The organism is Bradyrhizobium sp. USDA 4501, assembly GCF_054062115.1.
Genome location: NZ_JBSSEX010000001.1, coordinates 2,101,083 through 2,120,344 on the forward strand (window position 1 = coordinate 2,101,083; position 19,262 = coordinate 2,120,344).

Below are 19,262 nucleotides of genomic sequence, written 5' to 3' on the forward strand. Positions count from 1 at the left end.
CGTATAGATCGTCAATATACGCAAATGCGTATATTATAGTAATATACGCGTATGCGTATATAAGCAGATATACGCGATCGCGTATCGGCTATTCTCGATTGCGGGCAGTGCGGGTGGTGCTTGGCAAGTCAGTGTTCGGCAACATTCCAAAATGTCATCGATCGCCGCCATCAATGCTGCCGTACTCGAGAGGCGTGCTTATCCGTCGTGCCAGATGGTCGCAAAGACGCATCCGCTGTTGGGATCGAAAAATGCGGCTTGCTCGTCCTTCTTGATCTCCTTGCGCTTGGCCCGAAGCAACTGAGCGAGACAGCGTCCCTCACCCGCATTGACCAGAAAGTGGCCGGTCGGTTTGTCCTTGGGGCCGCGTTCGGGTTCGACGACAGGAAATTGCAGCATGCCGAGGATGCGATACTGGCGGCGAGAGCTTCGACTTCAGCCTTTCGAATTTGGCATCTTACGAGCATTCTTGGGCGACTTCTTCAGTTTGCCGCGCGGCACCATCACGACGGGCTGCGGCGGAGGTCTTGGTTCTGTTGTTTTTCTCCTTAAGGCTGAGGTTGTGCGCGGCAAAAAGCCGCCATAACCCCTGCCTCGCAGCGCGTAGCGAGGTGTGCAAGGCGCAAGGGCTGAAGGAAGTTGGAACAACTTTTTTGGGGCACCGCCGACCGTGGGGGGAGCCAAAACCGAAGGCCTGTCCTTGCGCCGCGCCGAGGGGCGACGCCCCTAAGCTGCTGCCGCGGCAGCGGCGATACAATGCTTTGTAGAACTAAAGGCGCGCAAGGCTTGGGAATAGAGGCATTTCCAAAGCCTCGGGGAGAGTGGTGCTCCGGCGGCACCAGCCTTTGAGCGGCACCCGTCTGACGCGGCAGCGATAGCGACGGCGGCTGACCGCCGGACCGCTTCAGCGAGTGCCCCCGGCGAGGAGAACCTTATGTCTTGCGCGAGAGTCGTGACCCGAGGCCGAGACAGCATGCTCGGTGAGCTGGCGCATAGACGAGGTCGTCACCGCGTGTAATAGCGATCTGCGCAGCGCCCTCAAGGTCCTCTTGCTCGGTTTGAGCACACTCTAAACTGTTTGAACGCCAAATTGAACGAGCATATGCGGCGGCATCATCGACAGCAGGCGTTGCATTAGCCGGCAAAGTTCTAGTTTGGACCCCCGATCTCCCTAAGCTTTTCGGCGGCAAATGAATCTTACTTCGCGCCACCTCAGGCGGGCGCGGCGCCGCGACGTCGTGGCATGTCTTCGGCTGATGGCGACGGCAAGACCGCTGTGAGGCGCCGGTGGCGGCATTCAGGTGAGCTCGATGGCCGGCCAAGCTTTTGCCGACGAGATGTGGACGGAAATCAACATGGCTCACTGCACAGCGGCGCCGGAGCCACGCATCCCCATTCATCAGAACTTCACGTTGAAGGTGGCATTCAGTCCATTCTGGGTGATGCCTGAACCGAACTGACCCTGGTAGGCGATGCCAAGGGTGCTGTTGCTCGAAAGCTGGAAGTCCAAACCGGATTCGACGAGTGCCACGTCCTTGCCAATGGATAGGCCTGAAGCTGCAAAAGCGCTGGATCCAGCAGCAAAGCTGGCGGTCGACAGCGGAATCAGGTCACCTATGGCATGACGCCAACCAATATCGGCTCGCGCAGTCGTGGCGATTTGGCCAAGTTGAAAACGGGTGGTCGCGTAGACGCCGAGCGTGGAGAGCGTCGTATCCATCGTGTCAGCGCGAATATTAAGCGCCGCTCCGTTCAATCCCCTCTCGCTAAAGCGGTCCGTCGCCGCACGAACATGGGCGAGACTGGCATAGGGCTCGATGGCGGAAGACTTGCCGAGAGCGACTTTGTAACCCAGTTCTCCAAAGATCTGGAAAGTGCCTGCATCGTAATCCGAGATCAAGTTGTCGTTGAACCCTGGGAACCTCACGTTGCGGCTCATCTCGAGATCGTGCCATGTATAGGCAAGGCCTGAACGGAAGGCGATGGCCCCTTCTGGCACGGTCCACTCGGTGCCGGCATAGGTCCCGAACGTGTAATTGTCGCTGCGGCCTGACGACGAGGCCGCGCCAACCTTGAAACTGGAACGGCTATAGCCCGCAAGCACACCGACGCGCCAGTCGTCAAATACCGGCGTGTCGATCCCGGTCATGAGGCCGCTAATGGTGGATCTGGTGCTTGCACCATTGCTATCACCTGATTGAGTCGTCCATCCGCCAAAGGCAGAAGCCCACGCTGCATACCCCTGCAGGTCATAGGAGGGCAGGTCAGACGAAGCCGGGCCGAACAGGCCGGTGGCAGAGGCAGAATTGCCGCGCGACCTGTTCTGCTCAGGACCATAACCTATCACCGCCATCGCCGAGGTTGACGCGCCGCCAAACGCCTGGTCGAGACGGTTGTAGACTGCCGAACGCGCATAGTAGCTGTCGTTGACACGTCTGCCCTGCTCCGACGCATAGATGGACGGCGAAAGCTGACGCAGCCCAGATGTCACCGCCGTGCCGTCCGGCGCGGAAAAGTCGAGCGCCGCGAGAAGCGGGTGCAGCCCTATAGCCGCGTTGCCAGCTACTCGATCGAGCGCCGTGCCCACCTGGCGGCTGTTGGCATCGGCTCCATAACGCGAATAGGCATCGGATGGGCGGGACAGTGTCAAGGCGTAGGTGTTGTCGCCTTGAGCCGTGGCACTCGCCAGCAAGGTTGGCGATTGCAGGGCTGTCGTCACGTTCGCGAACGAGCCTGTGAGATTTGTTGCATTCAGCCACTGATCGGAGGAGACGTTAAAGCCGTTACCATACCAGCCACGCTGCGGGGTGATCGTGAGCGTACCGTCGAGCGTTGCATTACCGTTCACGATGAGGCGGCTGAACGCGCCAGCATCGTTTACGGCGACCTGCAAGCGACCGGTCGAGGTTTGCAGGTAGTCGCCATTCACCTTGATGCTGTTGTCAAGGCCGCCGATGAGGGGCGCGACAGCACCGCTGTTGGTGAAGCGACCATTTTCATTGAGCAGATAACTGCCGTTACCTGATAGCGTTGCGCCTTGCGCAACCGTTGCGTCGTACACCTCGTGATTGCCGGTAAAAGAAACGACGCCGCCGGAAACCTGCAGAGAAAGATTGTTGCGTCCAACGATATTACCGTCATAGCGGGCTGCAAAGCTTGCGTCAGGCTGTTGCGTTGAGTGACCGCTCGCGTCAGGCGTCAAACCGAACGTTAATCTGGTCAGACGCGGAGCACCGTTCTCGTCAACCTGGTTGTAATCAGACAGGATATCCCCTGACAGGATTGCGCCACGCATCACATTGATCTCGCCGACGTAACCATTGTTCGACATGTACATCGCTGCATGATTGCCGACCAGGCGCCCGGTCAGATCGAACTTGCTGACAAGCGGACCTGCGATCTCGTTCAGCATGGGGGCCGCGTTATCGCCAATCGTTCGGATATACGAGCCACGATATTCATAGTCATTGCCCATCGCATTGTTACCAAAATCGAAACTTGCCGCGATGCCATGCTCACCGAGAGCCTGCACATCCCCACGCTGAGTCAGTATGTGATCCCTGCCATAGGCGAACATGACGCCGCGCCCATAGGCGCCGTCGGCGTACACGCGGGTTCCGGGCGGGACCGTGATGTGATTGTTTTCGCCGTCGACGCGGATGCCGGCGCCCCCTGCTCCTTTCGAAAGCAGGTCGGCGCGCTGGACCACAGTGTTGCCGCTGCCATAGACGTGCAGTCCCAGTCCGAGCGTAGCTGTATTGTATGTATTTGGCAGATAGGCGGCACCCTCAGCACTGCGAGCGAAGAAGGGATTGTCGTTGACCAGATTCTGGCCGTTTCCGTAGATGGAGTACCCGAACAAACTGCGCCGATCGATACTGTAACCTATATCTTGAAACGCGGCGATCTCCGCCTCCATCGGGGCGGTGTAGTTCCGGTATTGCTGGTGGCTCAACAGGCTATTCTTCAATTCGCTGTGCGCCATAAAGTCCTTCGATCGCAGCGGAATACCTGGCATGGCACCGGCCAGCACTTCGCTCACATGCTCCCCTCTGAAATAGCCTTGATCACGTCGCAGATCGAAAACGTCGGCAGCTGGCTGGTTCGGGCATTGGGAACAATAAATCGCCTGCCCCGGCTGAGCCTGTTTGCCATTGTCATCGTACAAATGACTCGCCCACCGATTTATCGTTTCGGAAATATACAGCCCGTCGGCACGACCAATGAAGGCAGCACCAGTCATACCGAGCAGATGCGCGTTCTCGTGCACGCTAACGGCTGAAAGGTTTGTGCTCGGTGTCATAGACACTTGGGACGGGACGTAGGTGTACGGTGAAAATCCCATCTGGCCGATGCCGATCGCGCCATGAGCACCAGATTCAAGTTCGCCCGGATCCTGACCGGTGAGCGCAGCCTGCACCTTCGTGCCGGCTCCATGAGAAGGGGACACGCCCCAGGCGTTGTTATCGTAGTCCGCGCTGATACTAATAATCGCTGGCGATTGACCAGGGATGACCTTGATGATTTCAGCCCAATACCGAATCCCGGTAAGCACCTGATCTATCTCCCAACGAGACAAATTGCGCGATGAAGATCCCGGATCGGCCTCGTCGGCGCTGAGTATGCGAACCCGCATGAACGGCACACCGTTCGAATCAGCGACATCGTAAATTTCGACGGCCCTACTGGGCGACCTCAGCACCGCTGTAACTGTAAGCACGACGGCCGCGATTGTCTTCGTATTCATACTACCCATTCTATTCGAGGCGTTGATTGCAGCTGGTTGCCATCACACGTTCGACCATGCGCACGCGTGATGCGCTTGAGCAAAGCGCGCCTGCCGTTGATCAAACACTGGCTGTGCGCATTCGCGGCGACAACCTGACGGCCGCACCGCAATATCAAAGGAAGGCTCCTCCCGTGGAGGTGACCTGATGAATCCGGGTCAACTCACAGAGGCGCACTCGCTGATGACGTTTACTTCCATTTCCTGGAGCTCAGTGCCCGGTGCATGAAGTTCGCCATGTGCGTCCGGCTGAACGCGGCCCACCATGAGCGGATATCCTCGACGTCTGCAGCGCAGGCTGCGATCCGTCCTTTAGATTGTGTCGTCAACAATGCGAGCTCATGCTACCTCTGATCGTAGGAAGATCCCTGGGTTCTGCAGCGACATCCCGACAAAGTAGGTGGCTGCACACAATTGGTAAGCAGGGGAGCAAAAGCCGGGCCAATTGCCTGACGCTTTGCGCATACGCGCAGCCGGCTGAACCCTGCGTGCATGCGCGGTCATCTGTGTGAAAGCAGGCGGCTTCTGTTCGGCGCCCACCAATATTGTCGCAAACTCGCCATGCATAGAAGCACAACGAGCGCTGCGCCCGACAATTGCAACGCGCTTGCTCATCTTTGCCGGCGATTGCCGCGATCCGTTCAAGTTTTGAAACGGGCCGCAAGAGGCAGGCATTCTTATTGCATTCATCGTCGTGAGCTTCGTCCTGGCATGCGTCAGGAATGTAGGGCACCGGGACGCGGGCCCAGCCCACCTCAAGCTAGATGACGTGCAGAGCAAGTGAAGTGCAATGCGCCCGACCTCGCTGGTCGAAATGCTCAGGCCGGCGATCGTGCCTCAGACGGATCGAGGATGGGCAAGCAATCTACTCGGCAGAAACCGGAGCCGGTCCTCGTTCCGGCAGACGAACGCTTGACCGGCCGCGCCGTGTTAGGTGCAACGATCGGCAATATTCTCGAATTCTACGACTTTGGGACCTATAGCTTTTTCGCGATCCAGATCGGACAAGCGTTTTTCCCGGCAAGCGACCCGTTCGCCAGCCTCATGCTGTCGCTCGCAACCTTCGGCGCGGGTTTTGTGACCAGGCCGATCGGGGCCATCGTGCTCGGCTCGTATTCGGATCGGGCCGGGCGCCGGCCCGCGATGACCGCCAGCTTTGTCCTGATGAGCGCCGCGATCCTTGTGTTAGCGCTCACCCCCTCATACGGGACAATAGGAGCTGCTGCTCCGCTCCTGGTCATTGTCGCGCGTTTGGTGCAAGGCTTCGCGCTCGGCGGTGAGGTTGGTCCGACAACTGCCTATTTGCTGGAAGCGGCGCCGGCCGAGGGGCGCGGTCTTGCTGTCTCGTTTCAGCCTGCCAGCCAACAAATCGCTGCAACGGCCGGGGCGCTTGTTGGAGAAATACTCTCCCTGACCATGACAAGCGAGGCACTCAACGCGTACGGATGGCGGATCGCGCTCTTGCTCGGCGCCGCTACGCTGCCGTTCGGATTTTGGCTGCGGAGCGGCTTGCCCGAAACGTTGCACCGGCCCCAAGCGCCGACTCCGGGCGTTCACCCTGTAAGAAGATTGCCTGCCACTCGCCGTATCATGAGCTTGGGATTCGTCGTCCTGGCCAGTTGCACGATCATCACCTACGTCACGGGATATATGACCACCTATGCACTGAACACCCTACAAGTTTCCGCGCCTCTCGCCTTTGGCACCACGCTCGTTAGCAATACGGTAGGAATTGCTGCCGCGCTGCTGGGCGGCTGGCTCGCAGACCGCGCGGGCCGCCGGCACATCATGATATGGCCGCAGATCGCTGCGTTGTTGATGACCTATCCGGTGTTCTTCTGGATCTCAGAGAGCCGCAGTGCCCTCGCACTTCTCGGGGGTCTCGGCGCGCTCACACTTATCGGAACGATTCCGTATAGCGCCTTCTATGTGAGCATGGCCGAAGGTTTGCCCAAGAACATTCGTGGTGGCGCCTTCGCGATCATCTACGCTTTTGCGATAGCGATCTTCGGAGGCACAGCTCAACCAGTCGTCACCTGGCTGATCTATCTTACCGGGAGCGCGCTGGCGCCCGCCTGGTACATGCTTATCGCTAGCGCGGCTGGGCTCCTTGCCATGCTCATGATGCCGGAGACGGCACCGCTCAAAATTAACAGCGCTGTAAACAAGCAAAGCCCGCTATAGCGTGGCGAATGCGCTATTTTTCCAACGTGCAGCAGCGCGTGCTGGGGCTCATCTTCGGCAACCCTCAGCACAGCTTCTATACGTCGGAAATCTTTCGAAGCGTCCGTTCCAGCAACCGGCCTTACTTACTATTTGCGCGCCGCTGCAGAGCTTCACAGCGCTTCATGAGCTGCTCAAACGGCTCAGGTTCGCCGAGAAGTAATCCAGCGTCGATCGTCTTTTGATAATCGGCCTCAAGGTCCTTACGCATCTTTTCGTCAGGAACTAACTGAAGCTTGCCGGATACCGCGGCGTGATAGTCGATGACATTGCCGTCGCGATCTTTCTCCCGGAAGAACTTGCTCTTCCAATCGGCGACTTCCTGCGCCAGCACTTTGTCATCGAAGGCAGCTTGCGCAAATCCCTTATCATCGAGCTTCACGAGATCGTACCAATGGCGCGACACACGATCGCCCGCGATACCCTGAGCGCAAAGAACGTGGACGGCCGTTGCTTTCTCCCAAACGGTGCGCTTGGGAAGCATGATTTTTGGGGTCGCTACAGGAAACTCGAGCTCGGGCAGGGATTTCGCCGCATCGCAGGTGATCTCTCTCGTCTCGGACGGCTCACCGGTCGAGCGCGCACCGAATTCAAGCTTGATCCAGGGCGGAACATAGTCCGAGCCCTGGGTCAGCTTTTCATAGTCGACATAGATGACATCGTTCTCACCACGGAACGTGACGTCGACTCCTGTAGCTGCTGCGTGTTTCTGTAGGACAGGAAGGGTCTTGTCTTTGACCCAGGCGGTGAGCCGCTCGCGCGCAAGCTTTGTCCACTTGTCGGCCTCGCTTCGCGAAGCGGGTATGGGTGGGTCGCCCGTGGCAAGCTCAGGAATGATCCGGCGGATATCGTAAGTGAGATCGATATCCTCCGAGAACCGTTCGATGACGTCGTAACCTTTGGAGAGGGACGTACCTCCCTTAAAGACAAGATGCTCACCCAATTCAGAGTCAAAGAGTCCTTGCAGGGCCCAAACGGCCCAGATGTCCTTCTCCAAAAGATGGACCGGGCGGCCTGAGGCGGTGGCGGCGACGCCAAGTGCCTCAGGCCTCTCGTCACGAGAGAGCGTCAGGTAAAGTTCAGCCATGATTTAGAAGGGATTGGCTGACGGATTTCGACATCCACGGAGGCATCGCGCGACGCAGCGCGACGAGATCCTGCAAAGTGTCGTCGGGCAGCTTGCGCTTCAATACCTTAAGAGCCTCGCCCGCCTCTCGCTCGCCGAGCCAGGCAAGAGCCCGGATTGCCTGTCCAGCAATCGAGTCTGTCGGCAGAAGCATCCAGTGCGGTGCATGCCGCATCTCAACCGTCTGTGCTCCGAGACGAAACTGACGATCAGGACCGGAGGTCAAATAGACGAGCTTCGTCGGCACTTGCGTAGTGAGACCAAGTTTATTCGCGGCCGCGGCTCCGTGTGGAACGATCGTTTCCGCGTGCGTGGAAGCCAGCGCTTCGATGACCTTTTCGGCAGCCGGCGCGCGTATGCCAAAACGTGTTTTCACTGGCAGAGCGTAGAGCCCATGGGCAAGACGCATCAACTCGTTGCGTTTGGCGAGACGCTTCAAAGCTTGATCGACCGCAGCACGGCTTCCCAAATGCAAAACTTCCTTAGCACCGATCAAAGTGCCTTCTGGAAGCGCTTGGGCATAACTCAAAATACGCTCGGCGACGGTTTGTATGGCTTCCCTCCGTTGTCAGAAACATATGCCAATTTCTGACAAAACGCAAGGTTTATCGAAATAAACAATAAAAATCAATAGCTTATCCACTGCTTGATATTACTTGGCAGGGGCCAAAATCAGAACGGCAAGGGCATGAAAGGCCATGAGCGTGTGGGGTCTCATTGCTCGGGGCATCGAACGGTGGGCTCAATCCTCAAGCCCTCCGTCGGCAAACGAGATAGAGGCGGCAGAAGCGCGGCGTGGAGGGCCAGGAAAAAACGTGGGATCGGACATCGCGAGCGCGATTCCGGCTCTCCCTTGAACACTCTATTATGGGTGCTGGGTATCGAAGAACACGCACACTGAAAGATTGGCCGTTACACACTTCAGCGGTTAGCAGGGCACAAACTACAGATCACGACTACCTTAGCACCACGCCCGGCTTGGATACTCAACGGAGCCCTGCTCGTCCGGAGGCTTCCGTCCTCAATAGTTCTTCCCTAAGATCTCCGCGCCTACTTCGGCCGAATAGCGGGGCTTTTTTGTCTCATTGGACAACATAGCTTGCCGAAGTTCTTAGAACGGCCCTTCTCCGAAGACCCATCCCTCCCTGAAACCGCCGGCACGGAGCCCTGAGGCTCGACAGCTTCCCTTCGGCAAGCTATATACGAACATACAGCGAACAAAACCCTTCTAGTTGCGAGTGCCTCGCGATACATCTCGACTGAAGTATTTCCCCAGTAGATCATGAAGTTAGGGGCAGGCAGCTCGCCCCTTTTCTGGATGACGCCGACTCTGGAGTGGTAGCGATTGTCCTTGTTCCGTCATTTGCATGACGAGGCTTTTTTGGCCTTCTCGCGCGATCACAAGCACCTGTACGCGGCTTGTCTGCTCGACCTCCTTGAACGCTTCTTTTCAGGCGCGCCGTCGTTCCCGACTCCGCAGCAGGTCGTCCACGCGATCTACGACGTCATGCGCGCCAACCCGACCCTCTGGAGCGAAGGCGATGACTTCGGCACCCTGCCTGAAATGATCTCGGCAGGTCGCCGCCGTATCCGGAAGGCCGACGTCGCGCTCGCGTCCGAGAAGGGCGACAAGGCGCTCGGTCTGGCGCGGCAACTCTACGCGCGGCTGCTCGCCTGGGGTTGGCTTGAGGAGGAGGAATACGGGCTCCGTGTCACGGTCGACATGGCTATGGGACCGCTGCTCGTGATCCAGCGGCTCGCGAGCCTCAATAAGGATCTCTCGCAGCGGTTCGGCGGCTTGATTGTGCAGATACGCCTCAATCTCGAGGCTGTCGAAAAGCTGAAGCCCGAGATCACCGACCGCAAGCAGCGCGAAGCCGCGCTCGCCGTCCGCGAGGCACGCAACCAAGCCGACCAGTTTACCAAGAGCCTGCGGGCCATTCTGGCCGACCTGAAGCGGATCCGACGGACCGTCATGGAATCGAAGACGGTGGCTACCCGGCTGGAAGCCTTCTTCGAGGAGTTCGTCGACCAGCTCCTGCTGAAGGATTTCGAGTCCATCCTCACCGTCAACCATCCGTACCGCTTCCGCGATGCCATCGTCGATCTCGCACGGCGGATCTCCTATACACCGGACACCATGCAAGTCCTCGCCGAGGAGTACACCGCTTCCAGCATGGCCGCCGACGTCGAGGACGGTCGAATGGCGGCGGCGGACGATCTGCTCGCAATCGAAAACATCTTCGAACAGATCGGCGAGATGTTCGAACGGATCGAGGCCTTCCGCAGGCAGCTCGAAGCCCGGGTCCGCAACACCATCAAGTACGCCGAGCGCGGCGGGCAAGGACTCGTCGGCAGGGCCGGCGACCTGGTGCGGCGGCTGGACGCTCTGCTGCGAGACGGCAGGCACGACAAGTCGACCGTCGAGTGGAGCATCGAGCCGCTGCGGTCGCCCTGGTCGGAGCACCATCAGGCGCCAGCCAGGCAGCCGCGCCGCCCGGTCGAGGCAAGGGAGCTCGCCGGCCCGCCCTCGGACCCATTGTACGAGCTGAGGAAGAAGCTCCGTCTCGAGTACATCGCTCGCATCGCGCCCCGGCCCGAGGATGTCCGACGATTCCTTGAGGGCCAGGTGCCGCCATTCGCGACCAAGGAAGCTCGCTTCATGGAAATCGACAGCGTGGACGACTTCCTCGCCTTCGATTGCGCCCGCCGCTATGCGCTGACGGGCGAGGTTCCGCCGCAGGTCGCGGCCGGATTCGATCTGGAGCCGCGCCCAGACACGCCGCCACACGACAGCGAATGGCTTCGTTGCGCGAACTTCCTGGTCAGGCGGTCCGGTAGGCTCCGGAAAGCGGAGGCGCCCCATGCTCAGTGAGTTCGAACACGTCGAGCGCTCCTTCGGTGCGGAAAAGGCGGCCGACCTCCGCAAAGCGCTGCACTTCCTGCTGCGGCGGCAGTTCGTGTTCGCGGGAGATCCCAGAACCGGAACCGTCTACAACATGATCATGGACGGCCGCTTCCGCAATGTGGTCGATGGCTTCTTCGATAGTTGCGGATACCGCCTCCATCGCGATCCGGAGGCGCAGTGGGCCGGCATCGTCGCCATGGACGAGGACGTGCCGCTGCCCCGGATGAAGCTCGACGAAACCATCGTCATTTTGGTGCTGGCAGCGTACTGGCAGCAAGAGGTGAACGTCGGAGCGGTCGAAGACCGGGCCGTCGTGGTCGCCACCTTGAATGACTTGTTCGACCGCTACCGCGAGATGGCGCAACACGGCGGCGGAGGCGCGATCTCGGCCGCCCGCTTCCGCGACATTCTGCGCGAGGCTGCCCAGCGCAGCCTTGTCGAGATCGGCGACTTCGACGACGAGCAGCAGGACTGCGAGGTCAGGATCCGCCCGATGATCAAGCTGATCAGCGGCGGCGACGCCCTGCAACGGCTCGAGCGCTACGCGCGCAGCGAGGAGGCCCGTTTTCCGCAGCCCGCGGGAGACGAGGCATGATGGAGCTACGCCACCTTACGATGGTGAACTGGCACCTGTTCGACGTCGCGGACATCGACGTGACGGGGCACGTCGGCGTCCTTGGCGAGAACCGTTCCGGCAAATCGACGATCCTCGACATGGCCCAAGTCGTGCTCACCGGCGGCAGCCGGCGGTTCCTACGCCTGAACGCGGTCGCCGGCGACAGCGGAAAGTCGCGTAGTGGCTCGAAGCGCAGCGTCGTCGACTACTGTCTCGGCACGCTCGGCGAGGACCAGCGCCGGCGCGACGAGGCGCGCACCTACATCGCGCTCGGTTTTGAAGACACGGAAAGCGCGCGGCCGCCGGTCACAATCGGCATGGCGCTCGAGGCGCGGAAGTCAGACAGCAGGGAAACCGTGCTGGCGCTGTTCGTCACCGTCGGCGCCGTTCTAAGCTCCAAGGACTTCATCGAACAGCGAGGGAAGTTGCAGTTCCCGGCGCAGTGGGAAGACGTGCGCGCCCGGATCGTCGCGGCGGTTGGCGAAGGCAACTTCGTCAACCACCGCGATCGGGCCGGCGACTACGTCCGCGAGTACATGCGCCATCTCCTGCCGCATTCGCCCTACGGCGAGCAGAACGCAAGCGCCCTGCAAAAGTCGATCGTCAATGCGATGACGCTCGATCACAACCAGACGGCCACGCAGTTCGTGCGGAACTATATCCTCGAGGACAGTCCGATCGGGATCAAGGAGCTGCGCGAGTCGATCCAGACCTACCGCAATATCAGCGAAACGATCCGGAAAATGCGCCTCAGACTCGAAGCCCTGAGGGCACTTCGGGGGGTTCTCGCCGCACTCGAAGAGGCGCTCGAGACCAAGTTCAGGGAGGAGTGGATCGCCAAACGCGCGGCCTGGCTCGCGGCGCGGGCGATCAACCTGGACTTTAAGACCAAACGGCGTACCGAGATGGCGCGCCGAGATGCCGCAGCAAAAGAGCTCGAATTCATCGAGGAGGACGTCAAGGCCATCGATCAGGAGATCGAACGCCTGACGGCGGCGATCGCCGAGCACGATGCCAAGACCGGAAGAAAGTCGCTGCAGCAGAGCGCCGATGTGGCCGCGCAGGCGGCGCACCGCGCCTCGGCCGAGTTCAAGGCACGCCTGGATAACATCCGCAGCCTATATCCGCTCCGGGCGATGTGCGCGGACTCTTTCGAAGACTTCGTCCCTGCGCTGGAGCGTCTTCTAACCGCCGCCGTCGGGGCCGACATAGCGGGCGTCTCAGACGAGCTCTCCGCGGCCGAGAAATCCTTCGCGACCAGCGGTGCGAAATGGCTGTCGAAGATCGACGAAGCGCGTCAGGCGATCATCGCGGAGCTTTCCGGGCTGCGAGGCCGGCGCGACGAGGTGCTCGAACGGGTCCGACAGCACGCCTCCGGAGGGGCGCGGGCCTATCTTGGCGACGACACTGAACTCCTCTGCCGAAGGCTCCGGCAGAAGGGAATGGCCCCGCGCGTGCTCTGTGACATCATCGAAGTCGCCGAACCCGAATGGGTGGGGGCCGCCGAGGCGCTCCTCGGCCGCGACCGGGAGGCGGTGTTCGTGGACAGAGCGGACATCAGCGCCGCCACGGCGATGTTCAAGGAAGGCCGCCGCGAGTTTCGCCACGCATCCCTCGTGAGCCTGAACAAGCTCGAGCAGTTCAGGGCCAAGCCGGAGCGCGGCAGTTTCCCCTCCATCTTCCGGAGCCAGGATCCGGACGCGATGGCGTTCATCATGCGCCGCTACGGCACGGTCCGTCTCGCCGACACGCTCGATCAGTTCAATAGGCCAGGCCGGGCCATCATGAAGGACGGCCTCTACGACGATGGACTCGTCAGGACCCATCGCTGGATCGAAGCCTCGCAGCACAAGATCGGAAAGGCGGCCCAGGCGAACGCCCTGCGCTCCCTGCATGATCAGGCCGAGGAACTGGATCGGCTCCTGGCCGACAAGAGCAAGGAGGCCCAAGCCGCGGAGCAGGCCTTTGCCACTCTGAAGAACATCTGTGAGGGGCGTGACGACCTGAAGGCTTTCGCTGCGGCCTTCGCGGCCGCGCAGATCGAGATCGGCGAAGCCCATGCCAGACTCGATGCACTCGATGGCGCGGGCGACGGCGGCCTTCGCGACAAGAAGCGAGCGCAGCAGAAGCTGAAGGACAAGAGGCTCGACGAGAGAAGGACCCAGCAGAAGGCGTTTGGCGAGCATGACGGCGAACTCAGATCGGCCGAGAGGAGGCTCAAAGATGGGGAGAACGTGCCGGGCTCCGAGCTCAACCTGCGGGTCGCCCGATCGATCTACCGCAAGACCTTCCCGCTCTACTCCGCCGCGAAAGGCAGGCTCGTCTACCGCGAGCGCCTCGATGCCGCAGCAAAAGGCGGTTTTGCTGAGAAACACCGTGCCATCGCAGACAAGGCGGTTAAAGATGCCGACGCCTCGGACGTCGAGCGCGTCCGGATCGAGCGCCGGGTTCGCGAGTTCCTCTACGATTACTTCGACCAATTCGGGATGAGCTCGCAAGTTGGCGCCGAAAGCGAGCCGCTACGCGAGGTGAAGCCCTGGATGGAGCAGCTCATCTCGGATATCGAATCCAATGAGCTGCGCCAGTACGAACGGCAGGCCCGAGAAGCAGCAGAAAAGGCCTCGACGCTACTTCGCGGCGAGTTCATCAACGCGCTCACGGCCCGGATCGGCAAGATGGAGCGGGAACTGCAGTCGTTGAACCGTAGCCTCTACGCACATCCCTTCCACAACGAGAGATATTCGTTCCATCGCACCCAAGTGGTGGAATTCCAGCCCATCCTGAAGATCATCGAGATCGCCAAGACCTCTCCGGAGGCGCTCGACATGCTGTTCCGGGGCGATGTGCCCGATGACTTCCCGCACAAGGATACGATCCTTGCACTCGAGGCGCTGCTAGAGGATCCCGACAAGGACTTCACCCAGTTTGAGGACTACCGCAACTTCTACACCTTCGAGATCCACATGGAGGATGTCGCTACCGGCCGCTCGACCCGCTGGGAGCAGCGGCGCGGCACCGGATCGGGCGCCGAACAGCAGGTACCCATCTACGTCGCCATCGGCGCTTCGCTCGCCGCCGTCTACGGCAGCGCCGAGCGTCGTACGGGCAAGCCCGCCGGCTTCGCTCTCGCCATGTTCGACGAGGCCTTCTCGAAAATGGACGGCAAGAACCAGCGGCAGATGATGAGCTTCTATAAGAATCTCGGACTCCAATTCGTGATCGCGGCGCCGTTCGAGAAGCGGGTCGCCGTGCTCGAGCACATGGATACGATCGTGGAAGTGGACCGCATTGGCGAGCAGTCCAGAGCCACCGTGGTGCAACTGAAAGAGAAGGCCAAGCGCGAGCTGATGGCCATCGATCCGGACCTGATGTCCGAAGATGAGCTCGCCAGCCGTTTGGCCGCCGAGTAGCCATGGCGCGGCGTTTCACGGACGCGAACGGCCTCTTGAATGACCTGCTCGATCGCTTCGAGGCCGGTGCCGCAAGCCCGATCGCCCACCCGGATTATACCGCCTTCGCCTCGGTCGTCGCGGCGGACGGCTTCCTCAAGCAGATCAGGGAAGCCGAAGGTACCGGCGCGGTGTCCGTTGGCTGGGGCCGAGGCGCCAAGCGGGATCAGGTCACACACGTGCGGCTGGCCTCGGCGGAGATCCTATACCGATATCTCGACCGCACCCCCGCGTCGCGGATTGCGCAGGACGCTGCGGCAAGGCTTGCCGCCGGATCGGCGCTGCGCGACTCTCTGAAGAACAGCGCTTCCCAAATCGCCGAGGTCTGGGGACGGGGGAAGACGTGGCACGGATTCGCGTCGTCCGACGTCGAGATGCTGCGCGACGCCTTCGTTCTCGCCCAGGCCATCCTGGACAACAAGCATCTCGACGTCGACTACAAGACCTTCTCGCGACGGACGGTGGGTCACAGCAAGACGCTCGAACGCATCGAGGGGGCGGTCGTGCGGCTCCTGGGCGGCATCCTGGAGTTTCCGCCCGGCGCGCGGCCCCGCGAGGCACTGCGGGCAATCGGACTGGAACGCTTCGCGCCACCGCTGCTGGTCGCAGGAAAAATCGACCTCGAGGGAGCCGACCTCTCCAGGATTTCTCCACATTATCTCGGAATCACTCCCAACGAAGCAGATCGCGTCCGTTTTCGGGAGCCGCCGGCGTACATTCTGACGATCGAAAACTTCGCAAGCTTCAACCGGCACATTGCCGAGGCGGACCCCGGTCGACTGGGAACGACGATGTACGTCGGCGGTTACCCCTCGCTCGCCACCCAGCAGGCACTGCGGATGATCGCAGGGTCGGTATCCGAACAGACGCCAATCTTTCATTGGTCGGACATCGATCCCGACGGGACCTGGATCTTCCACACCATCGAGCGCGCCATCGGCCGACCGATCCGCCCCCACCTGATGAGCGCCGAAATTGCCGAGCGCTCGGGACAAGTGCCGTCCAAAAAATCCGCACCCGCCAGATGCTCACCACAGTCCGGTATCGCGCGGCTGGCAGCGTACCTGGCAGAAGATGGAGCCAAGACGCTTGAGCAGGAAGAACTCGATCCCGTTTTGCCAGAGCTTCGTTAGAAAATCCGTGTCGGTGTGAGGCCGACATCGCGCCGTCCGCAGTTCAAGGATCTCGGCCGGCGATGGTTGAACAACACCTGCGATCGGCAAAGCGGACGCCATGAGTAAGGCGGCTGCTTGCCGGGATCGAAAAACGCCGTCGGCACGCGCTCGACACGCCCCCAAGTACCGCCTGCTCTCTGAAAAGATCGCGTCCCCCGTTTTCCTGAGTTGCATACCCACCCTCGTGGTCAAGCGCATGCGCGCAAGGGCGACGCCTGCGATCCAGGTGACGGCGCAGGACCATGTCCATCTCGCCAATGCCCGCGAAGGCATCGTGGCCGATGTTGTCGTCCGGACGCAAGTAATGGGTAGTGGGGCGATGTCTACCTTGTCGACGAGCTCATCAATCGCGGCACATATGCGCAGAATTCCGTCTGGTGCAGCCTGAATTCAGGACGAAGGAGCCTGTTCCGACCGCAAGCCGGCCGATCGCCAATCTTACACCCGCCCCTGCCGACTGGCGTCGCAGATTGGCAATCGGCACCCTGGAATACTTCACGTCTACCGGAGCACAGGGCCCGATTCCATCATAGATACCGAGGATGGTCTCTATGACGTGGGCAGCTCCTTGAACGGCGAAGGCATCTCGTCCGGCGATGCACCTTCTGTGCGGCGTCAACGCGCCGGGCCGATCATTCACTTCGCCTATGTCACTGATAAGCCGCAGTCGGTCAGGTCGACCACGACGTCGCTTGTAGAAACGACGCCCTTGCGGTGAGTGATCGCCAGCACGGTCACATCTTTGGCTAGCGTACGGATATGGTTCATAATGTCCTGCTCGGTTTCTTCGTCGAGCGCGGAGCTGGCCTCGTCAAGAAGAAGGATCGCCGGCTCGCCATAAAGCGCGCGGGCAATAGCAATGCGCTGGCGCTCCCCGCCGGAAAGCTTCAAACCACGTTCTCCAATTGCAGTGTCAAATCCTTCAGGCAAGGCCTCGATCAAGGGGAGAATAGCGGCTTTTTCCGACGCAGCGCGAAGGCGCACCTCGTTGCGGGGCCGCCCTAGCAGGATGTTGTCGGCTAGGGACTCATTGAGCAACATCACGTCCTGCGGCACGACAGCAACTGCGGCATACCAATCCGCGCGTTCGATGCCCGCTATATCGGTTCCATCTACCAGAATACGACCGCGGTCCGGTTCAATCGATTTCAAGACGAGCTTAAAGATTGTCGATTTTCCCGATCCCGATTCACCGACAAGGAAGGTGATTCCACCCCGCCCGGCCACAAACGAGACGTTCGTAACGCCACGACCGTTGTCGTAGGCATAACCAATGCCCTCGAAAGAGAGCTGGCCAGCGGAGGGCGTGAAATCTTGAGCGTGAGATGGTCGCCGCTCTTCGGGTGCGGCCCATAGTCTAGCCAGAGGGATGAGGTCGGCTCGCGACCGCGCCGCGTCAGAGATGGCACGCGCAACCATCTCGAATGGCATATTGAGCTGAAGTAAAAGCGTGTTGAATAGCACCATATCCCCGATGGTGACCGCCCCGACCTGGTATTCAGGTATGAGAAGGAAAAACGTGACCGCAAATTGTAGCGCGACGGCTGGGCCGAGCACGGCGATGTAGGCAACGCGTTGCAACACATAGGCGCGCCAGTTATCACGCACCTCCCGCGCCGTTATCGTAAAGCGCTGGCTCATCCAGGAATGACTGCCGAAATAGCGCAGGGTGTCCATGGAGCTCATGACGTTGCCAACGAAACGCGCATTGTCCTGTCCGGCTTCTCTGGCTCGTTCCAGGAACACGTACGCCCGACGCGTGGAACTCCACGTCAATGTAATTAAGACTGCCCCATAGATGACGACGATTGCAGCGATCTGGATATTGAGGAGCGCGCCGAGAGTAGCGAACGTAAGTAGAAGTTGTGTTGCAGCAGGGATGAAGACGACGATCCCAAGCTGGACCAACGCCGTCAGGGCGCTGCGCCCGCGCGCGGCCGCATTCTGTATCTCTACGGGATTGTGCTCAAGAAAAAAGGCTGCGGTTTTCCTCAGGATGCGATCAAAGAAGCCCGTTGCAGCGATGAAGCCCAGGTTCTCGGCTGTCATGAAGGACAGATACTGCAGCATGCGCTGCAACGCGGAGGCTACCCCGAGTAGGACCGCATAGCCTGCGAACCCCCACGCAAGCACCGACATGTCTTGCTCGCGCGGGAGACGGTCAATGAGACATGAAAATACATAGGGCGCTGCGACGCTGGTCGCGCTTGAGATCAGCACCACTGCGACAACGACGAGAAGCAACCACCGATCGGAGCGCCAGTACGCATGCAAAATTTCGGAAACCGGTGATAACGTGCTGCCGTTCGACATATCTAGCGGATAGAGGAAATGCGCTTTGCTGAGGCTGAAAGAGCCGACATAGCCCTGTTCGCACGATGATTCCATGCGAGCTCACATGAAGATGCTCGATGAGGGCTCGCAGGACTTTCCTGTGTATCATTGCTTGGCTTCAAATCAATCGATCCAGCACGGTCATCAACTCACCAAGGCTGGTAGGTTGTCGTCCGCCTTCTCACATGAGAGATCATTTTTGTGGCGGGGTGGCTGAACGCCAGCTGCGAATTTTGCGATTCTTGTTTGGCGATTGACAACTCGACGGAGCGCTATGGATCTCACCTCGAAGCGCGCCGAGGCGACATTAGGCAGGAGGTCTGAACTCAACGATTTTACCCGCGTTTTAATCTCGTCCCGGCCTTGGTGACAAAGCGGAGCTCAGCAGTGCGCGTTGCCTGATCGTTGTTAAGCACCCGGTCCTTATCCGCGCGATCCCAAAGCTCCTGTGGCGAAACTTGAACAGCTTCAGAGACCGGAACGCAACGGCTTTGATCAAATCGCAGTTGGCTTGGCCTTTGAACATAGCCGGACGCACACATGTGCTCGGTAAGTCTTGATCTTTACCGGCAGGTGAGCCTTGGAGGCTTACGGCGAGATAAATGTATTCGGGCGTTCTGAAGTTCGCGGCTATATTGGAAAGTA

Annotated in this window: 11 protein-coding genes; 6 read left to right on the forward strand and 5 right to left on the reverse strand. The window is 60.1% G+C overall.

Features of this window, described 5'->3' with window-relative positions:
- Positions 1-198 precede the first annotated feature (198 nt).
- Positions 199-399 (reverse strand): ParB N-terminal domain-containing protein, encoded by a 201-nt coding sequence (locus tag ACVWZM_RS09475; protein ID WP_253624669.1) that lies wholly within the window; start codon positions 397-399, stop codon positions 199-201.
- Between the two features lie 1,000 nt (positions 400-1,399).
- Positions 1,400-4,747, reverse strand: coding sequence for an autotransporter domain-containing protein (locus ACVWZM_RS09480; protein ID WP_456852859.1), 3,348 nt, complete (start codon positions 4,745-4,747; stop codon positions 1,400-1,402).
- 26 nt (positions 4,748-4,773) lie between these two features.
- Between ACVWZM_RS09480 and ACVWZM_RS09485 the strand changes: the two genes are divergently transcribed.
- On the forward strand, positions 4,774-4,935 hold the full coding sequence (locus tag ACVWZM_RS09485) for a hypothetical protein (protein ID WP_253624671.1): 162 nt from the start codon (positions 4,774-4,776) through the stop codon (positions 4,933-4,935).
- Between the two features lie 703 nt (positions 4,936-5,638).
- The gene (locus tag ACVWZM_RS09490; protein WP_456852861.1) at positions 5,639-6,970 is read left to right on the forward strand and encodes an MFS transporter; all 1,332 of its coding nucleotides are present in this window, start codon (positions 5,639-5,641) and stop codon (positions 6,968-6,970) included.
- Positions 6,971-7,091: 121 nt separating this feature from the next.
- Here ACVWZM_RS09490 and ACVWZM_RS09495 read toward each other — a convergent pair whose 3' ends face one another.
- On the reverse strand, positions 7,092-8,096 hold the full coding sequence (locus ACVWZM_RS09495) for a nucleotidyl transferase AbiEii/AbiGii toxin family protein (protein WP_456852863.1): 1,005 nt from the start codon (positions 8,094-8,096) through the stop codon (positions 7,092-7,094).
- Positions 8,089-8,688 carry a DUF6088 family protein gene (locus ACVWZM_RS09500; RefSeq protein ID WP_050420737.1) on the reverse strand — a complete coding sequence of 200 codons (600 nt, stop codon included), beginning with the start codon at positions 8,686-8,688 and terminating at the stop codon, positions 8,089-8,091. Before ACVWZM_RS09500 ends, ACVWZM_RS09495 begins: the two co-directional genes overlap by 8 nt.
- A gap of 828 nt (positions 8,689-9,516) precedes the next feature.
- Here ACVWZM_RS09500 and ACVWZM_RS09505 point away from each other — a divergent pair.
- From ACVWZM_RS09505 to ACVWZM_RS09520, 4 genes are read left to right on the forward strand one after another with little or no spacing between them, the layout of a single operon-like run.
- The gene (locus ACVWZM_RS09505; protein ID WP_456852865.1) at positions 9,517-11,010 is read left to right on the forward strand and encodes a Wadjet anti-phage system protein JetA family protein; all 1,494 of its coding nucleotides are present in this window, start codon (positions 9,517-9,519) and stop codon (positions 11,008-11,010) included.
- Positions 11,000-11,638: a DUF4194 domain-containing protein gene (locus tag ACVWZM_RS09510; RefSeq protein WP_456852867.1), complete on the forward strand. Its 639-nt coding sequence runs from the start codon at positions 11,000-11,002 to the stop codon at positions 11,636-11,638. Before ACVWZM_RS09505 ends, ACVWZM_RS09510 begins: the two co-directional genes overlap by 11 nt.
- Entirely contained in the window at positions 11,635-15,069 is a 3,435-nt protein-coding gene (locus ACVWZM_RS09515) for an SbcC/MukB-like Walker B domain-containing protein (protein ID WP_456852869.1), read from the forward strand. Before ACVWZM_RS09510 ends, ACVWZM_RS09515 begins: the two co-directional genes overlap by 4 nt.
- Positions 15,070-15,071: 2 nt before the next feature.
- On the forward strand, positions 15,072-16,241 hold the full coding sequence (locus ACVWZM_RS09520; protein WP_456852871.1) for a Wadjet anti-phage system protein JetD domain-containing protein: 1,170 nt from the start codon (positions 15,072-15,074) through the stop codon (positions 16,239-16,241).
- A 687-nt stretch (positions 16,242-16,928) separates the two neighbouring features.
- Here ACVWZM_RS09520 and ACVWZM_RS09525 read toward each other — a convergent pair.
- Complete coding sequence (locus ACVWZM_RS09525; RefSeq protein ID WP_253624678.1) at positions 16,929-18,671, reverse strand: ABC transporter ATP-binding protein; 1,743 nt, start codon at positions 18,669-18,671, stop codon at positions 16,929-16,931.
- Positions 18,672-19,262 lie beyond the last annotated feature (591 nt).

Excerpts from the sequence above, each read along its gene's own strand:
- ACVWZM_RS09475 (WP_253624669.1), bottom strand. The coding sequence starts at position 399 with ATGCTGCAATTTCCTGTCGTCGAACCCGAACGCGGCCCCAAGGACAAA.
- ACVWZM_RS09480 (WP_456852859.1), bottom strand. The coding sequence starts at position 4,747 with ATGAATACGAAGACAATCGCGGCCGTCGTGCTTACAGTTACAGCGGTG.
- ACVWZM_RS09490 (WP_456852861.1), top strand. The coding sequence starts at position 5,639 with ATGGGCAAGCAATCTACTCGGCAGAAACCGGAGCCGGTCCTCGTTCCG.
- ACVWZM_RS09495 (WP_456852863.1), bottom strand. The coding sequence starts at position 8,096 with ATGGCTGAACTTTACCTGACGCTCTCTCGTGACGAGAGGCCTGAGGCA.
- ACVWZM_RS09510 (WP_456852867.1), top strand. The coding sequence starts at position 11,000 with ATGCTCAGTGAGTTCGAACACGTCGAGCGCTCCTTCGGTGCGGAAAAG.
- ACVWZM_RS09515 (WP_456852869.1), top strand. The coding sequence starts at position 11,635 with ATGATGGAGCTACGCCACCTTACGATGGTGAACTGGCACCTGTTCGAC.
- ACVWZM_RS09520 (WP_456852871.1), top strand. The coding sequence starts at position 15,072 with ATGGCGCGGCGTTTCACGGACGCGAACGGCCTCTTGAATGACCTGCTC.
- ACVWZM_RS09525 (WP_253624678.1), bottom strand. The coding sequence starts at position 18,671 with ATGGAATCATCGTGCGAACAGGGCTATGTCGGCTCTTTCAGCCTCAGC.